14 protein-coding genes and 1 tRNA gene are annotated in these 14852 nt (G+C 66.4%); 13 read left to right on the forward strand and 2 right to left on the reverse strand.

From position 1 onward, the window contains the following. Nucleotides 1–57 precede the first annotated feature (57 nt). The 8 genes from ileS (at nt 58) to ACFPAH_RS05620 (ending at nt 9555) form a co-directional block, all read left to right on the forward strand. Nucleotides 58–2955, forward strand: a complete 2898-nt coding sequence (ileS, locus tag ACFPAH_RS05585; RefSeq protein WP_379741896.1) for an isoleucine--tRNA ligase — start codon at nt 58–60, stop codon at nt 2953–2955. An 86-nt stretch (nt 2956–3041) separates the two neighbouring features. Beyond that, nucleotides 3042–3560 (forward strand): signal peptidase II, encoded by a 519-nt coding sequence (gene lspA / locus ACFPAH_RS05590; RefSeq protein WP_379741899.1) that lies wholly within the window; start codon nt 3042–3044, stop codon nt 3558–3560. Nucleotides 3561–3585: 25 nt separating this feature from the next. Beyond that, nucleotides 3586–4806 (forward strand): bifunctional phosphopantothenoylcysteine decarboxylase/phosphopantothenate--cysteine ligase CoaBC, encoded by a 1221-nt coding sequence (gene coaBC / locus ACFPAH_RS05595; RefSeq protein ID WP_379742976.1) that lies wholly within the window; start codon nt 3586–3588, stop codon nt 4804–4806. Nucleotides 4807–4822: 16 nt separating this feature from the next. After that, the gene (gene dut / locus ACFPAH_RS05600; RefSeq protein WP_379741903.1) at nt 4823–5272 is read left to right on the forward strand and encodes a dUTP diphosphatase; all 450 of its coding nucleotides are present in this window, start codon (nt 4823–4825) and stop codon (nt 5270–5272) included. Between the two features lie 12 nt (nt 5273–5284). After that, nucleotides 5285–6370 carry a M48 family metalloprotease gene (locus ACFPAH_RS05605; RefSeq protein WP_379741906.1) on the forward strand — a complete coding sequence of 362 codons (1086 nt, stop codon included), beginning with the start codon at nt 5285–5287 and terminating at the stop codon, nt 6368–6370. A gap of 264 nt (nt 6371–6634) precedes the next feature. Next, the gene (locus ACFPAH_RS05610; RefSeq protein WP_379741909.1) at nt 6635–7645 is read left to right on the forward strand and encodes an XdhC family protein; all 1011 of its coding nucleotides are present in this window, start codon (nt 6635–6637) and stop codon (nt 7643–7645) included. Nucleotides 7646–7754: 109 nt separating this feature from the next. Next, nucleotides 7755–8648: a DMT family transporter gene (locus ACFPAH_RS05615; protein ID WP_379741912.1), complete on the forward strand. Its 894-nt coding sequence runs from the start codon at nt 7755–7757 to the stop codon at nt 8646–8648. Nucleotides 8649–8655: 7 nt separating this feature from the next. Further along, nucleotides 8656–9555 carry a DNA-3-methyladenine glycosylase family protein gene (locus ACFPAH_RS05620; protein WP_379741915.1) on the forward strand — a complete coding sequence of 300 codons (900 nt, stop codon included), beginning with the start codon at nt 8656–8658 and terminating at the stop codon, nt 9553–9555. A 16-nt stretch (nt 9556–9571) separates the two neighbouring features. On the opposite strand, the gene ACFPAH_RS05625 is transcribed toward ACFPAH_RS05620, so the two are convergent. Together ACFPAH_RS05625 and ACFPAH_RS05630 are read right to left on the reverse strand one after the other, a co-directional pair. Further along, nucleotides 9572–9985 (reverse strand): T6SS immunity protein Tdi1 domain-containing protein, encoded by a 414-nt coding sequence (locus tag ACFPAH_RS05625; RefSeq protein ID WP_379741918.1) that lies wholly within the window; start codon nt 9983–9985, stop codon nt 9572–9574. Between the two features lie 183 nt (nt 9986–10168). After that, nucleotides 10169–10245 (reverse strand) — tRNA-Met (locus ACFPAH_RS05630). Between the two features lie 173 nt (nt 10246–10418). Between ACFPAH_RS05630 and ACFPAH_RS05635 the strand changes: the two genes are divergently transcribed. The 5 genes from ACFPAH_RS05635 to ACFPAH_RS05655 all read left to right on the forward strand — a co-directional run bounded on the left by ACFPAH_RS05635 (nt 10419) and on the right by ACFPAH_RS05655 (nt 14733). Continuing rightward, nucleotides 10419–11021 (forward strand): NUDIX hydrolase, encoded by a 603-nt coding sequence (locus tag ACFPAH_RS05635; protein ID WP_379741921.1) that lies wholly within the window; start codon nt 10419–10421, stop codon nt 11019–11021. A gap of 15 nt (nt 11022–11036) precedes the next feature. Continuing rightward, the gene (gene aat / locus ACFPAH_RS05640) at nt 11037–11759 is read left to right on the forward strand and encodes a leucyl/phenylalanyl-tRNA--protein transferase (RefSeq protein WP_379741925.1); all 723 of its coding nucleotides are present in this window, start codon (nt 11037–11039) and stop codon (nt 11757–11759) included. A gap of 92 nt (nt 11760–11851) precedes the next feature. Continuing rightward, on the forward strand, nt 11852–12580 hold the full coding sequence (locus ACFPAH_RS05645) for an arginyltransferase (RefSeq protein ID WP_379741928.1): 729 nt from the start codon (nt 11852–11854) through the stop codon (nt 12578–12580). Between the two features lie 59 nt (nt 12581–12639). Then, complete coding sequence (locus ACFPAH_RS05650; RefSeq protein WP_379741931.1) at nt 12640–13677, forward strand: quinone-dependent dihydroorotate dehydrogenase; 1038 nt, start codon at nt 12640–12642, stop codon at nt 13675–13677. Between the two features lie 9 nt (nt 13678–13686). Then, entirely contained in the window at nt 13687–14733 is a 1047-nt protein-coding gene (locus ACFPAH_RS05655) for an aldo/keto reductase (RefSeq protein WP_379741934.1), read from the forward strand. Nucleotides 14734–14852 lie beyond the last annotated feature (119 nt).

Below are 14852 nucleotides of genomic sequence, written 5' to 3' on the forward strand. Positions count from 1 at the left end.
CGGCGGCCTCGATACGCCATCGAGCCGCCTCCCGAATATCCCTCATCGATCAAACTTATGTCCGAAAACAGCAAACCTGTCCAGAACGCGCCGGCCCCCAAGGGCGGCAAGAAGCCTGAGAGCAAATACCCGGTCAACATGACCGATACCCCCTTCCCGATGCGCGGCGACCTCGCCAAGCGCGAGCCGGGCTGGGTCAAGCAATGGCAGGACAAGAAGGTCTACGAGCGCATCCGCAAGGCTGCCGCCGGCCGCCCGAAATTCATCCTGCACGACGGTCCTCCGTATGCGAACGGTGACATCCACCTCGGCCACGCCGTTAACAAGATCCTGAAGGACATGGTCGTCAAGTCGCGCACCATGGCCGGCTTCGACGCGCCCTACGTGCCGGGCTGGGACTGCCACGGCATGCCGATCGAAATCCAGATCGAAAAACTGTACGGCAAGAACCTGCCCACCGCGGAAGTGCTGCAAAAAGCCCGTGCCTACGCGCTCGAGCAGATCGACCGCCAGCGCGCCGGCTTCATCCGCCTGGGCGTGCTCGGCGAATGGGACAACCCCTACATGACGATGGCCTACGGTAACGAGGCCGACGAACTGCGGGCGCTGGGCAAGCTGCTCGAGAAGGGCTATGTCTACCGGGGCCTGAAACCGGTCAACTGGTGCTTCGATTGCGGCTCGGCCCTGGCCGAAGCGGAAGTCGAGTACCAGGACAAGCGCGACCCGGCGATCGACGTCGGCTTCCCGTTCGCGGAAGGCGAGAAGCTCGCCGCCGCCTTTGGCCTGCCATCGCTGCCGACCATGAATGGTTTCATCGTGATCTGGACCACGACCCCGTGGACCATCCCGTCGAACCAGGCGCTGAACGTCCATCCGGAAGTGGTCTATTCGCTGGTGCAAACCGAACGCGACGGCCAGCCATTGCTGCTGATCCTGGCCCAGGACCTGGCGGAATCGGTACTGGCCCGCTACAAGCTCGAGGGTAAAACGATCGCCACCACCGTTGGTGCCAAGCTCGAAGGCCTGCGCTTCAAGCACCCGTTGTTTGCCGCCGACTCGTTCTACGACCGCACTTCTCCGGTCTACCTGGCGGACTACGTGACGACCGAGAGCGGTACCGGCGTGGTCCACTCGGCCCCGGCCTACGGCCAGGAAGACTTCCAGTCATGCAAGGCGCATGGCATGAAGGATGACGAGATCCTGAAACCCGTGATGGGCGATGGCCGCTTCGCCAGCACCCTGCCGCTGTTCGGCGGCATGACGATCTGGGAAGCCTCGAAGCCGATCTGCTCGGCCCTGACCGAAGCCGGCGCCCTGTTCGAACTCAAGATGTTCGACCACAGCTACATGCACTGCTGGCGCCACAAGACCCCGATCGTCTACCGCGCGACTTCCCAGTGGTTCGCCGGCATGGACCTCACGCCCAAGGACGGCGGCCCGACCCTGCGCGAAACCGCGCTGGCCGGCATCGACCAGACCGAATTCTTCCCGGACTGGGGCCAGGCGCGCCTGCACGGCATGATCGAGAACCGTCCGGACTGGACCCTGTCGCGCCAGCGCCAGTGGGGCGTGCCGATGGCCTTCTTCATCCACAAGGAAACGGGCGAGCTGCACCCGCGTACCCCGGAACTGCTGGAGCAGGTAGCGAAACTGATCGAGCAAGGCGGCATCGACGCCTGGCAGGCGCTCGACCCGCGCACCCTGCTCGGCGACGACGCCGATGTGTACGAGAAGAACAAGGACACGCTCGACGTCTGGTTCGATTCCGGAGCCACGCACCAGACCGTGCTGCGCGGCTCGCACGCCCAGCAATTGCAGTTCCCTGCCGACCTCTACCTGGAAGGCTCGGACCAGCACCGCGGCTGGTTCCACTCTTCGCTGCTGACCTCGTCGATGCTGAACGGCGTGCCGCCCTACAAGGCGCTGCTGACCCACGGCTTCACGGTCGACGAGAACGGCAAGAAGATGAGCAAGTCGCTCGGCAACACGATGGCGCCGCAGAAGATCTCGGATACCCTCGGCGCCGACATCCTGCGCCTGTGGGTGGCCTCGACCGACTACACGGGCGAGCTGTCGATCGGCGAAGAGATCCTGAAACGCGTGACCGAATCGTATCGCCGGATCCGCAACACGCTGCGCTTCCTGCTGGCGAACACCTCCGACTTCGACCCGTCCAGGCACGCCGTCCCGGTGGCCGAGCTGTTCGAGATCGACCGCTATGCGATCGCCGCGATGGCCGAGCTGCAAAAGGACGTGGCCGCGCACTTCGAGCGCTACGAATTCCACCCGGTGGTCGCGCGCCTGCAGAACTATTGCTCGGAAGACCTGGGCGGCTTCTACCTCGACATCCTGAAGGACCGCCTGTACACCTGCGGCGTCGATTCCGTCGCACGCCGCTCGGCGCAGACCGCGCTGTGGCATATCGCCCATTCCCTGCTGCGCGTGATGGCGCCGGTGCTCTCCTTCACCGCCGAGGAAGCCTGGGCCGTGTTCGCCGGCCAGGAAGCCTATGCGCAAAGCGACGAAACGATCTTCACGCAGACCCTGTGGACCTTCCCGGAACTGCCGGATGCGCCAGCCCTGCTGGCCAAGTACGCCGCGCTGCGCGAAGTGCGCGCCGATGTCACCAAGCAGCTCGAAGAAGTGCGTGCCTCGGGCGCGATCGGTTCCTCGCTGCAGGCCGAGCTGACCATCCGCGCCGCGGGCGACAAGCACGCGCTGCTGGCCAGCCTCGACGACGACCTGAAGTTCGTCTTCATCACCTCGCAGGCGAGCGTCGAGCAGGCCGCCAACGAGGCGGACGAGGCGGTGCAAGTCACGCCATCGGAAGCGCCGAAGTGCGAGCGCTGCTGGCACTACCGGCGCGACGTCGGCCACAAGCACGAGCATCCCGGCCTGTGCGGCCGCTGCGTGAGCAACCTGTTCGGCGCCGGCGAAGCCCGCCGCTTCGCCTGACGCGCCGCGTGCAGCACGACTGAGCAGCCAGCCGCCATGCCGCTTCGATGCGGCATGGCGGTTTTCCTTATCTACGACCGAATCCAATGGCAACCAAGAAAAAATCGAGCATTTCCACCATGAGCAAATCCGGCGCCGGCATGGGCCCCTGGCTGGGCATCGCCTTCATCATCGTGCTGATCGACCAGCTGACCAAGATCACGGTCGAAAAACTGTTTACCTACGGCGAAACCCGGCCGGTGACGGAGTTCTTCAACCTGGTGCTGGTGTATAACCCGGGCGCGGCCTTTTCCTTCCTCGGCAACCAGGGCGGCTGGCAGCGCTGGTTCTTCACCGCCATCGCCGTGGTCGCCATCGGCTTCATCCTGTATCTGCTCAAGCGCCACGCCGGCCAGCGCCTGTTCTGCTGGGCGCTCGCGCTGATCCTGGGCGGCGCCATCGGCAACGTGATCGACCGCGTCGCCTACGGCCACGTGATCGACTTCCTCGATTTCTACTGGCGCGGCTGGGGCCATTTCCCGGCCTTTAACGTGGCCGACATCGGCATTTCGATCGGCGCCGTCCTGTTCATCTGGGACGAACTGCGTCGCGTGAACAAAACCTGAGCCCGCACGGGAGGCGCACATGAGCATGGACCTGAAGGGTAAAAAGATCGTCCTCGGCCTGTCCGGCGGCGTGGCCTGCTACAAGGCGGCCGAACTGTGCCGCGCCCTGGTCAAGCAGGGCGCCAAGGTACACGTGGTGATGACCGAGGCCGCCACCCATTTCATCGGCCCGGTGACCATGCAGGCGCTGTCCGGCAACACCGTCTGGCTGGATCAATGGGACCCGCGCATGCCCAACAACATGGCCCACATCGACCTCACGCGCGGCGCCGACGCCGTGCTGGTGGCGCCCTGTTCGGCCGACTTCATCCGTAAGCTCGCGCACGGCGCCTGCGACGACCTGCTCTCGACCCTGTGCCTGGCGCGCCCGCACGGCGTGCCGCTGCTGGTCGCGCCGGCGATGAACGTCGAGATGTGGCAGAACCCGGCGACCCAGCGCAACGTGGCGACCCTGCGCGCGGACGGCATCGCCATCTTCGGCCCGGCCGCCGGCGAACAGGCCTGCGGAGAAACCGGCCTCGGGCGCATGCTCGAGCCCGAGCAACTGCTCGAGGAACTGGTCGCCTCCTTCCAGCACAAGGTGCTGCTTGGGAAACGCGTGCTGATCACGGCCGGCCCGACCTTCGAAGCGATCGACCCGGTGCGCGGCATCACGAACCTGTCCTCGGGCAAGATGGGCTATGCGATCGCGCGCGCCGCGCGCGAAGCCGGCGCCGAGGTCACGCTGGTGTCCGGCCCGACCGCCCTGCCGACCCCGCACGGCGTGCGCCGCATCGACGTGCTGTCGGCCGCGCAAATGCATGACGCGGTCATGGCCGGGGTCGAGGGCCAGCACGTGTTTATCGGGGTGGCGGCGGTGGCCGACTGGCGCGTGGCGAATGCCAGCGACCAGAAGCTGAAAAAGCAGGACGGCGGCGGCGCGCCCCAGCTCGAATTCGTGCAGAACCCCGACATCCTCGCCAGCGTCGCCGGCACCGTTTCGCTGTCGGGCTGGCCCTACTGCGTCGGCTTTGCCGCCGAGTCGGAAAACCTGGTCGAGTACGGCGCGGCCAAGCGCGAGCGCAAGGGCATTCCGTTGCTCGTTGGCAATATCGGCCACCACACTTTCGGGCAGGATACGAACTCCATCGTCCTGTTCGACGAACACGGCCACACCGTGCTGCCGCAGGCCGACAAACTGACGCTGGCGCGCCAGCTGGTGTCCGAAATCGGCAAGCGCCTCGAGCAGCGTTCGCTACTCACCTGATTCATCAAGAAAGCATATGAAAGTAATCGACCTCAAAATCCTCGACCCGCGCATGAAGGAGTTGCTGCCGGCCTATGCCACACCCGGCAGCGCCGGACTCGACCTGCGCGCCTGCATCGAAGCGCCGCTCACCCTGGAACCGGGACAGACCGTGCTGGTGCCGACCGGCCTGGCCATCCATGTGGCCGATCCCGGCTACGCGGCCATGATCCTGCCGCGCAGTGGACTCGGCCATAAGAACGGCATCGTTCTCGGCAATCTGGTAGGCTTGATCGACTCCGATTACCAGGGCCAACTGATGGTATCGACCTGGAACCGCGGCCACGCCGCCTTCACCCTGCAGCCGCTCGACCGGCTGGCGCAGCTGGTGATCGTGCCCGTGCTGCAGGTTGGCTTCAATATCGTCGAGGAATTCGCGTCGAGCGAACGCGGAATCGGAGGGTTCGGCAGCACCGGAAAACAATAACAGAGGAAGAACATGACCCGTTTTGCCCGCCTACGCCCAGCCGCGCTGGGCGTCGCCATTGCAGTATTCCTGTCCGCCTGCGGTACGCAGGGCCCCATCCGCCAGCCCGGCATGCCGGGCGCCGCGCCCCAGACGCCGCAAGGCGTGCAAGTGACGCCGCAGGTTGCCGCGGCGGCCGAGACACTCACCACAATGGCCAGGCTGCAAGACCGCCTGTACCGCGTCGCCTCGCCGCTGCTGATCGACAACGCCGAACTGTGCAAGAAGCAGGCGCGCAACCTGCTCGGCTTCACGGCAAAGAACCGTTACTCCTACCCGGGCGTCTACAGCGAGGCGGCGCAGGTCGCCTTCGGCATGGACGAGCGGCTGCAGGTCACGAGCGTGCTGGCCGGCAGCGGTGCGGCGAAAGCCGGGCTGCGCCTGGGCGACGACCTGGTCGCGGCCGGCGGCAAGCCGCTGCCGACCGGTCCCGGCGCCACCAGCAAGCTGGGCGGCGTGTTCGGTCCCCTGATGGCCGCCTCGCCGACGCTGCCGCTCACGATCGAGCGCGAGGGCCGCGCGCGCGACCTGTCCATCCCGGTCACGCGCGCCTGCGCTTTCGCCATCGAACTGGGCAATGCCGACAACCTGAACGCCTACGCCGACGGTTCGCGCATCATGGTCACGCGCGGCATGATCGGCGCCACCCACAGCGACACCGAGCTGGCCTATGTCATCGCGCGCACGATGGCGCACAACATCCTCGAGCATCCGAAGGCCCAGCGCAATTCGGCCACGCTCGACAGCGTGATCGAAAGCCTGCTGCTGCGTGTCAACCCGGACCTGTCGATGCTCAACGGCAGCGCCGGCATCAAGGCCATGCCATCCAACCTGGATGCCGCGGCCGACCGCCTCGCCGTGTTCCTGCTGGCGCGCGCCGACTACGACATCGACGGCGTCGCCCGGTTCTGGAAGCGCTTCACGGCGGCCACGCCGGTCTCGGTGGCCAACGGCCATACCGCCAACCACCCGTCGATCGCGGCGCGCCTGACGGCGATCGAGCTGGCGGTGGCGGATGTGAAGGCGAAGCAGGACGCGAAAAAGCCGCTGGTGCCGTAAAGCTGCCTTGCAACCGACGTAGGGTGGACGGCTCTGCCGTCCACGCGTTCAACAGTGGGTGCGTCACGGCACCGTGGAAAGCGACGAGGGTGCAGCCCTGTTCGGTGAACGCGTGTGGTCATTCAGGCCGGGGGCCTGAATGACGAGCCGCCCACCCAACGGAATCCTGCATACGCCACGGGTGCCGCGTATGCAAATTCCCGCCGCCAACGCCCCTCCCGCTTTTTTTGTATCATTGTCATCCCTCCCCCCCCACGCTCCCCCATGGACAGCCTCGACCTCGAAGTGTTGAAAACCGCCGCCGCCTGGCTCGATGCCGGCCACCGCTGTGAACTTGTCACGGTCGTCAAGACCTGGGGCTCGAGCCCGCGCCCGATCGGGGCCACGCTCGCGGTGCGCGGCGACGGGCGCGTGGTGGGGTCGGTGTCGGGCGGCTGCATCGAGGACGACCTGATCGAGAACGCGCGCGCCAAAGGGATAGGTGCCGAGGCGCGGCCACGGGTGCTCAGCTACGGCATCAGCGCCGACGAGGCCCATCGCTTCGGCCTGCCCTGCGGCGGCACCATCGAGCTGGCCATCGAGCCGCTGCACGCCGGCAGCGGCCTGCGCGAACTGCTGGCGCGGCTGGAGGCGGGCGAACTGGTCGAGCGGCGCCTGGACCTGTCCAGCGGCGCCGTCAGCCTGGCGCCGGCGGCAGCGGGCGCGGTCCTGCGCCTGGAAAACGGCACCTTGCGCACCGTTCACGGGCCGCGCTGGCGCCTGTTCATCATCGGCGCCGGGCCGCTGTCGCGCTTCCTGGCACAGGTCGCCAGCGCCATGGATTACCGCGTGCTGGTGTGCGATCCGCGCGAGGAATACCGTGCCGACTGGAACCTGCCCGGCGTCGAGCTGGTCCACACGATGCCCGACGACCTGGTGATCGAGGCCAGGCTCGACGCCCGCAGCGCCGTCGTCGCGCTGACCCACGACCCCAAGCTCGACGACCTGGCCTTGATGGAAGCGCTCAAGTCCGAGGCCTTCTATGTCGGCGCGATCGGCTCGCGCCTGAACAATGCAAAGCGTCGCGAACGCCTGAAACTGTTCGACCTGAGCGAAGCCCAGCTCGACCGCCTGCATGGGCCGATCGGCCTGTATATCGGCAGCAAGACCCCGTCCGAAATCGGTATCGCCATCCTGGCCCAGATGACGGCGGCCAAGAACGGCGTGCCGCCCGCACTGCTGGTACCGCACGCCGCCGCGCCGCAGCCGGCCAGCGGCGAAATTTGTGCGCGTTAAGCTGCGAATTCGGCTGGCAACCCAGCTGAAAACGCGCTCCCGAGCAAAAAACGGGATGCGCGGCACGGCGCTTGCCGCCACCCTGCCTCCTTACCCACTGTCTTAATCCATGAACACAGCGAATTTCCTGCGCCTCCTGCTGCTTGCCGCCATCTGGGGCGGCTCCTTCCTCTTCATGCGCATCAGTGCGCCCGTGCTCGGTCCTGCCGTCCTCATCGAGTACCGCGTGCTGTTCGCCGCGCTGTTCCTGGCCGCGGTGGGGCTGGTGTTGAAAAAGCGCCTCGACCTGCGCGCCAACTGGAAGCATTACCTGATGCTGGGCTTCTTCAACTCGGCGCTACCCTTCCTGTTGTTTGCGTATGGCGCACGCACGCTGACCGCTTCGGTACTGTCGGTGCTGAACGCCACCGCCCCGATGTGGGGCGCGCTGCTGGGCGCCCTGTGGGCGCGCCAGGCGATCACGGCGCGCGCCGGCCTCGGCCTGCTGCTGGGAACGGCGGGCGTCGCACTGCTGGTCGGTTTCGACGATGTGTCGACGCTGCCCGGCGCCGGCCTGGCGATTGCGGCCGCGCTCGCCGCTGCCCTGTGCTACGGCATCGCCAGCATCTACGCCAAGTCGGCGAAAAGCGTCGAGCCCTTCGCCAATGCGCACGGCACGATGTGGGCAGCCACCCTGTTCGTGCTGCCTGCCTTGCCCTTCTTCCCGGCGCCGGCCAGCCCGACGCCCGGCGTGTGGGCGGCCGTGCTCGCGCTCGGGGTGCTGTGCAGCGGGATCGCCTACCTGATCTATTTCCGCCTGATCGACGAGGTCGGTCCGACCTCGGCCCTGACCGTGACCTTCCTCAATCCCGTGTTCGGCATCCTGTGGGGCGCCCTCTTCCTCGGCGAAACGGTGGGATGGCACACGCTGGCAGGCTCCGGCATCGTGCTCGTCGGCACCGCCCTCGTGACGGGCTTCGTGCCGCGCTTCGGGCGCGCCGCGGCGGCCGCATCGGGAAAATGAGCAGGAAATGAGCACGCATGCGCTGACGCTGGCACTGCCGGAGGGCTACCGCACGGCCGATGTGCTCGCTTTCCACGCACGCGATGTCGAAGGCGTCGCCGAGCAGGTAGGCGAACAGGATGGATATCCCTGCATCCGCAAGGCCGTCATGCTGCACGGCGTGCCGGCACTGCTCGACATCACGCTGACGCCGAACGAGGCACGCTGCCGCATCGAGGCCGAGGGCGCGCTGGACGAACCGGCACGGGCGCTCGCGCTGGAAGCCCTGCGCAGCACGCTGGCGCTGCGCATCGACCCGGCGCCGTTTGCCCGCGCCGTGCAGGGCGATCCGCTGATGGGCCCGCTGATCGAGCGCCAGCCGGGCTTGCGCATCGTGCAGTCCGCCAGCGTCTTCGAAGCCCTGACCTGGGCCATCATCGGCCAGCAGATCAACCTGCCCTTCGCGATCAGCCTGCGCCGCACCTTCATCGAACAGGCGGGACGCGTGCACGCCAGCGGCCTGCGCTGCTATCCGGAAGCGGCGGACGTGGCCCGCCTCGACCTCGAGGCCTTCACGACGCGCAAGTTTTCGCGCGCCAAGGCCGAGACCCTGCTGCGCGTGGCCCATCTCGCCGCCGGCGGAGAGCTGCCGCTCGACGTCCACGCCGATCCTGCGCAGGCCGGCGCCGCCCTGCTCGCGGTCAAGGGCATCGGCCCGTGGACCGTCAACTACACCCTGCTGCGCGGCTATGGCTACGCCGATTGCTCGCTGCATGGCGACGTCGCGGTCCGCACCGCCATCGGCCGGCTGCTCGGCACGGAGAAGCCGGACATCGCCGGCGCCGAGCAATGGCTCGCCGCGTATCGCCCGCACCGGACGATGGCCGCGGCTTACCTGTGGGCCAGCTTGGCGCAAGCGCCTGGTTAAGAACGACCAGCGCCCGTCAACACCAGCGCGGCAAACCCTGGAACTGCTGCGCACCCTCCCCCGAAAACCGGATCAGTTCGGACAATGGCACGGTCGCCAGGTTTTCGCGGCCGTAATGCCCGCCGAGGGCGCTGGGAATCTTGAGGCAATACCTGCGCCCCTCGGAAAGGGGGCCGAGCGTGGACTCGGCCAGGTCGACCAGTTCAGGCATGTACCAGTCGTTGAGGAAGTCCTGGTTATAGGAGAGGGCGTCGAGCGCGGCGCGGTCTTCGGCAACCGGTTCGCAGCAGAGGTCTTGCGGCCGCAGCCGCCAGAAACTGCCGTCCGCATCGCGGATGATCACATTGCCGAAAGCGTTGACGCCCACTATTTCGACCGCCGCCAAGCCGACCCAACCCCAGGCTTCGTTGATTTCTTCAACAGTAATCATGTTCGCACCAAGTCTTTGCACCGTTGGCGTGCCTGGGAAGGCTTCCCGGCCTCGCCTGTCGTTTGTTGGACAGTGCCGAGCCCGGCAGGTGCGGTGAAAGCGCGCGCGGCTTGACCTGCGTCGATAAGAATCGGGCGCGAACGAAAAAGCCGCTGACCCTTTCGGATCAACGGCTTCTGAATTTGGTTGCGGGGACAGGATTTGAACCTGTGACCTTCGGGTTATGAGCCCGACGAGCTGCCAGACTGCTCCACCCCGCGTCTGATGGAATGAATTATACGCGCCTTGCGCCATTTAGGCAAACCCAATGCTCCGGCAAGCCGCGATCGCAGTAGCGAATCACGCGCGCGCAACACGCCTGCCGGGGCGGCGCGGCATCACAGCCGGACGAATCAGGTGTAAAGTAGGCACACGTTCATTTTCGCCATTCCCTATGAAATTCTGTTCCGAGTGCGGCCATGCGGTCGCGTTGGCCATTCCCGACGGCGACAACCGGCCGCGCCATGTGTGCATTCAATGCGGCACGATTCATTACCAGAATCCGAAGATGGTGATTGGTTCCATTCCCGTATGGCAGCCCGACCTCGAGCACGACGGCACGCTGCAGGTGCTGCTGTGCCGGCGCGCCATCGAGCCGCGTTACGGCTACTGGACGCTGCCGGCCGGCTTCATGGAAAACGGCGAAACGACCAGCGAAGCGGCGATCCGCGAGACCGAAGAGGAAGCCGGCGCGAATATCGAGATCGGCAACCTGTTCTCGCTGCTCAATGTCGCCCACGTCCACCAGGTGCACATGTTCTACCTGGCGCGCCTGGTCGACCTCGATTTCGCGCCGGGCGAGGAAAGCCTCGAGGTCCAGCTGTTTTCCGAGCAGGACATTCCCTGGGACGACCTCGCCTTCCCGACGATCCGCACCACGCTGGAACTGTTCTTTGCCGACCGCGTCAAAATCCGCGAGAGCCAGAACAGGCAAGGCTACGGCGTGCACTGCCACGACATCGTCCGGCCGATGATTGCCCCACGCGAACCCGACTGATCCTGCGACACGCCCATGATTCCCTGGCTCGATGCCCATACGCCGTTCCCCGACGTATCCCAGGCGCTGACGATCGACGCCCCGGGCCTGCTCGCGGCCGGCGCCGACCTGTCGCCGCAGCGCCTGCTACTGGCCTACCAGAACGGCATTTTTCCCTGGTTTTCCGAGGGCCAGCCCATCCTCTGGTGGAGCACCGACCCGCGCATGGTGCTCTACACGAGTGAGTTCAAGATCAGCGACAGCCTGCGCAAGACCCTGCGCCGCGTCGAACGCAGCCGCACCAGCGGCGGGCGCTGGCAAGTGCGTTTCGACAGCGCCTTCGAGGCCGTGATGCGCGCCTGCGCCGCGCCCCGCAGGGATGGGCCGGGCACCTGGATTTCCGAGGAAATCATCGACGGCTACACCAGCCTGCATGCGATGGGCTACGCCCACTCGTCCGAAGTCTGGCTCGACGGCGAGCTGGTCGGCGGCGCCTATGGGGTGTGCATCGGCCGCATGTTCTATGGCGAGTCGATGTTCGCGCGGGTTTCCGATGCTTCCAAGGTGGCGCTGGCCTACCTGGTCGCTTTCCTGCGCGCGCAGGGCGTGCAGATGGTCGACTGCCAGCAGGAGACCGGCCACCTGGCCTCGCTGGGCGCGGCGCCGATCCCGCGCAGCCTGTTCCTGAAGCACCTGCGCGCAGCCATCCGCGAACCGGCGATCGCGTCCTGGCAGGTGGTCGCACCGTTGGCTGGCTAACGGTGCGCGCGCCGCGCTTTCGTTAGAATAGGTCCATCACGCCGTCCCGAGAGTCCTGTCCGAGAGTCCAGTCCGAGAGTCGAGAGTCCTGCATGACGCACCTTAATGACCTGCCCTTCTCCACGCTGCAGTTCTACACGACCGCGCCCTATCCGTGCAGCTACCTCGACGCACGCCAGGCCCGCTCGCAGGTCGCCACGCCTTCGCACCTGATCAACGCCGACGTGTATTCCGAGCTCGTCAAGAACGGTTTCCGCCGCAGCGGCATCTTTACGTATCGTCCGTATTGCGACGGTTGCCAGGCCTGCATCCCGGTACGGGTGCGCTGTGCGGAATTCACGCCGAACCGCACCCAGCGCCGTGCCTGGAAGCGCCACGGCGACCTCTCCGCCATGGTCGCCAACCTGTCGTTCTCGGACGAGCACTACGCGCTCTACCTGCGCTACCAGACCACGCGCCACGTCGGCGGCGGCATGGACCAGGACAGCCGCGACCAGTACGCCCAGTTCCTGCTGCAAAGCCGGGTCAACACGCGCCTGGTCGAGTTCCGCGAGCCGGACGGCCTGCTCCGCATGGTGTCGATCATCGACGTGCTCTCCGACGGCCTGTCGTCGGTGTACACCTTCTTCGATCCCGACGTCGCCGGTGCCTCCTTTGGCACCTACAACGTGATGTGGCAGGTCGAGCAGGCGCGCGAACTGGGGCTGTCCTTCGTCTACCTCGGCTACTGGATCGAACAGAGTCCGAAGATGGCCTATAAAATCAATTTCCGGCCGCTCGAGGCGAGGATCAATGGCGTCTGGGGCATCCTGAACCGTTAGGCGGGGTTCGGGGACCCGGCTCACGGTACAATTGGCGCGACCCTATTCACGAGCGCTCCATGTCCGACAAACTCCTCTACACCCTTGCCCGTCCGCTGCTGTTCACGCTGCCTGCCGAAACGGCCCATAACCTGACCCTGCCCGCCCTGCGCCGCGCCGCCGAGAAGGGCATGACCAGCATCTTCCAGAAGCCTGCGCCCGATCCGCGCGTGGTGATGGGCATCACCTTCCCGAACCCGGTCGGCCTGGCTGCCGGACTCGACAAGGACGGCGCCTACATCGACGGCCTCGCCGCCCTCGGCTTCGGTTCGATCGAGATCGGCACCGTCACCCCGCGCGCCCAGGCAGGCAACCCGAAGCCGCGCATGTTCCGCATTCCCGCCGCGCAAGGCATCATCAACCGCATGGGTTTCAATAACGGCGGCGTCGACGCCTTCGTGGCGAATGTCCAGGCCTCGCGCTTCTACCAGGAAAAACAGGGCGTGCTTGGCCTGAACATCGGCAAGAACGCCGATACCCCGATCGAGCGCGCCGCCGACGACTACCTCCATTGCCTGCGCAGGGTCTATCCCTACGCCAGCTACGTGACGGTCAACATCTCGTCGCCGAACACCAAGAACCTGCGCCAGCTGCAGGGCGCCTCGGAACTCGACGCCCTGCTGTCGCAACTGAAGGCCGAGCAGACCCGCCTGGCGGACGAGCACGGCCGTTATGTGCCGCTCACGCTGAAGATCGCACCCGACATCGACGCCGAGCAGATCAAGGACATCGCCGGCGCGCTGATGCGCCACAAGATCGACGGCGTGATCGCCACCAACACCACCCTCAACCGCCGCGACGTCGAACGCCACCGCCACGGCAGGGAAACCGGAGGCGTGTCCGGCGCGCCCGTGTTCGACCTGTCGAACATCGTGATCCGCGCGCTGAAAAAAGAGCTCGGCGATGCGCTGCCGATCATCGGCGTGGGCGGCATCCTGTCCGGCGCCGACGCCCGCGAAAAGATCGCCTGCGGCGCCCAGCTGGTGCAGCTCTACAGCGGCCTGATCTACCGCGGCCCGTCGCTGGTGCGCGAGTGCGCCGCCGCGCTCAAGCACTGAGGGGCGGTCATGGAGCGCACACGGCTGGGACGCAGCGACCTGCAGGTATCGAAGGTCTGCCTGGGGACGATGACCTTCGGCGAGCAGAATAGCGAAGGCGACGCCCACCGCCAGCTCGACTACGCGGTCGAGCGCGGCATCAATTTCATCGACACGGCCGAGATGTACCCGGTGATGGGCCGCGCCGAGACCCAGGGCTCGACCGAGCGCTTCATCGGCAGCTGGCTGAAGGGGCGCGGGCGCCGCGACGAGCTCGTCATCGCCTCGAAGATTGCCGGCCCGAACCCGAACATGGACTGGATCCGCGGCGCCGGGCACGACCTGGACGCGGCCAACGTGCGCGCGGCGGTCGAGGACAGCCTGCGCCGCCTGCAGACCGACTACATCGACCTGTACCAGGTCCACTGGCCGAGCCGCAACCTGCCGATCTTCGGCGCCAACGCCTTCGACCCGGCGCGCGAGCGTGCCAGCGTGCCGATCGAGGAAACCCTGGGCGCGCTGGGCGAACTGGTCCAGGCGGGCAAGATCCGCCATATCGGCGTGTCGAACGAAAGCAGCTGGGGCGTGTGCGAGTACGTCAAGCTGGCCGAAACGCGCGGCCTGCCGCGCATCGCGACGATCCAGAATCTATACAACCTGACGGCGCGCGCTTTCGAGACGGCGCTGCTCGACGAAACCTGCTACCGCAGCGAAGTCAGCCTGCTGGCCTACAGCCCGCTCGCCTTTGGGCAGCTCACAAGCAAATACCTCGACAACCCGAAGGCGCATGGCCGGCTGACGATCTTCCCGGCCGGCTGGAGCCCGAGATACGTGCGCCCGGAAGTGCTGGCGGCGACGCGCGAGTATGCGGCGCTGGCGCGTTCGCACGGGCTGACGCCGGCGCAGATGGCGCTGGCCTGGTGTTATTCGCGCTGGTTCGTGGGCGCGACCATCATCGGGGCGACCACGCTCGAGCAGTTGAAGGAGAACATCGACGCCTTCGATATCGCGTTGCCGGATGAGGTCGTTGCGGCGATTGATGGGATTCATGCGCGCATCACCAATCCCGGCCAGTAAAGCATCGCCGTTGCTCGGGAGTGATTTGAACGCGTGGACGGCAAAGCCGCCCACCCTACGAGCTCCGATCACCGTAGGGTGGACGGGTTTCCCGTCCACGCGTTGATCGCTAACGGCTG

Source organism: Massilia sp. GCM10023247 (genome assembly GCF_042653325.1).
Classification (GTDB): Bacteria; Pseudomonadota; Gammaproteobacteria; order Burkholderiales; family Burkholderiaceae_D; genus Telluria.

What these genes read in the sequence shown, in the direction of transcription:
- ileS (WP_379741896.1), top strand. Translation starts at nt 58, where the DNA reads ATGTCCGAAAACAGCAAACCTGTCCAGAACGCGCCGGCCCCCAAGGGC.
- lspA (WP_379741899.1), top strand. Translation starts at nt 3,042, where the DNA reads ATGGCAACCAAGAAAAAATCGAGCATTTCCACCATGAGCAAATCCGGC.
- coaBC (WP_379742976.1), top strand. Translation starts at nt 3,586, where the DNA reads ATGGACCTGAAGGGTAAAAAGATCGTCCTCGGCCTGTCCGGCGGCGTG.
- dut (WP_379741903.1), top strand. Translation starts at nt 4,823, where the DNA reads ATGAAAGTAATCGACCTCAAAATCCTCGACCCGCGCATGAAGGAGTTG.
- ACFPAH_RS05605 (WP_379741906.1), top strand. Translation starts at nt 5,285, where the DNA reads ATGACCCGTTTTGCCCGCCTACGCCCAGCCGCGCTGGGCGTCGCCATT.
- ACFPAH_RS05610 (WP_379741909.1), top strand. Translation starts at nt 6,635, where the DNA reads ATGGACAGCCTCGACCTCGAAGTGTTGAAAACCGCCGCCGCCTGGCTC.
- ACFPAH_RS05615 (WP_379741912.1), top strand. Translation starts at nt 7,755, where the DNA reads ATGAACACAGCGAATTTCCTGCGCCTCCTGCTGCTTGCCGCCATCTGG.
- ACFPAH_RS05620 (WP_379741915.1), top strand. Translation starts at nt 8,656, where the DNA reads ATGAGCACGCATGCGCTGACGCTGGCACTGCCGGAGGGCTACCGCACG.
- ACFPAH_RS05625 (WP_379741918.1), bottom strand. Translation starts at nt 9,985, where the DNA reads ATGATTACTGTTGAAGAAATCAACGAAGCCTGGGGTTGGGTCGGCTTG.
- ACFPAH_RS05635 (WP_379741921.1), top strand. Translation starts at nt 10,419, where the DNA reads ATGAAATTCTGTTCCGAGTGCGGCCATGCGGTCGCGTTGGCCATTCCC.
- aat (WP_379741925.1), top strand. Translation starts at nt 11,037, where the DNA reads ATGATTCCCTGGCTCGATGCCCATACGCCGTTCCCCGACGTATCCCAG.
- ACFPAH_RS05645 (WP_379741928.1), top strand. Translation starts at nt 11,852, where the DNA reads ATGACGCACCTTAATGACCTGCCCTTCTCCACGCTGCAGTTCTACACG.
- ACFPAH_RS05650 (WP_379741931.1), top strand. Translation starts at nt 12,640, where the DNA reads ATGTCCGACAAACTCCTCTACACCCTTGCCCGTCCGCTGCTGTTCACG.
- ACFPAH_RS05655 (WP_379741934.1), top strand. Translation starts at nt 13,687, where the DNA reads ATGGAGCGCACACGGCTGGGACGCAGCGACCTGCAGGTATCGAAGGTC.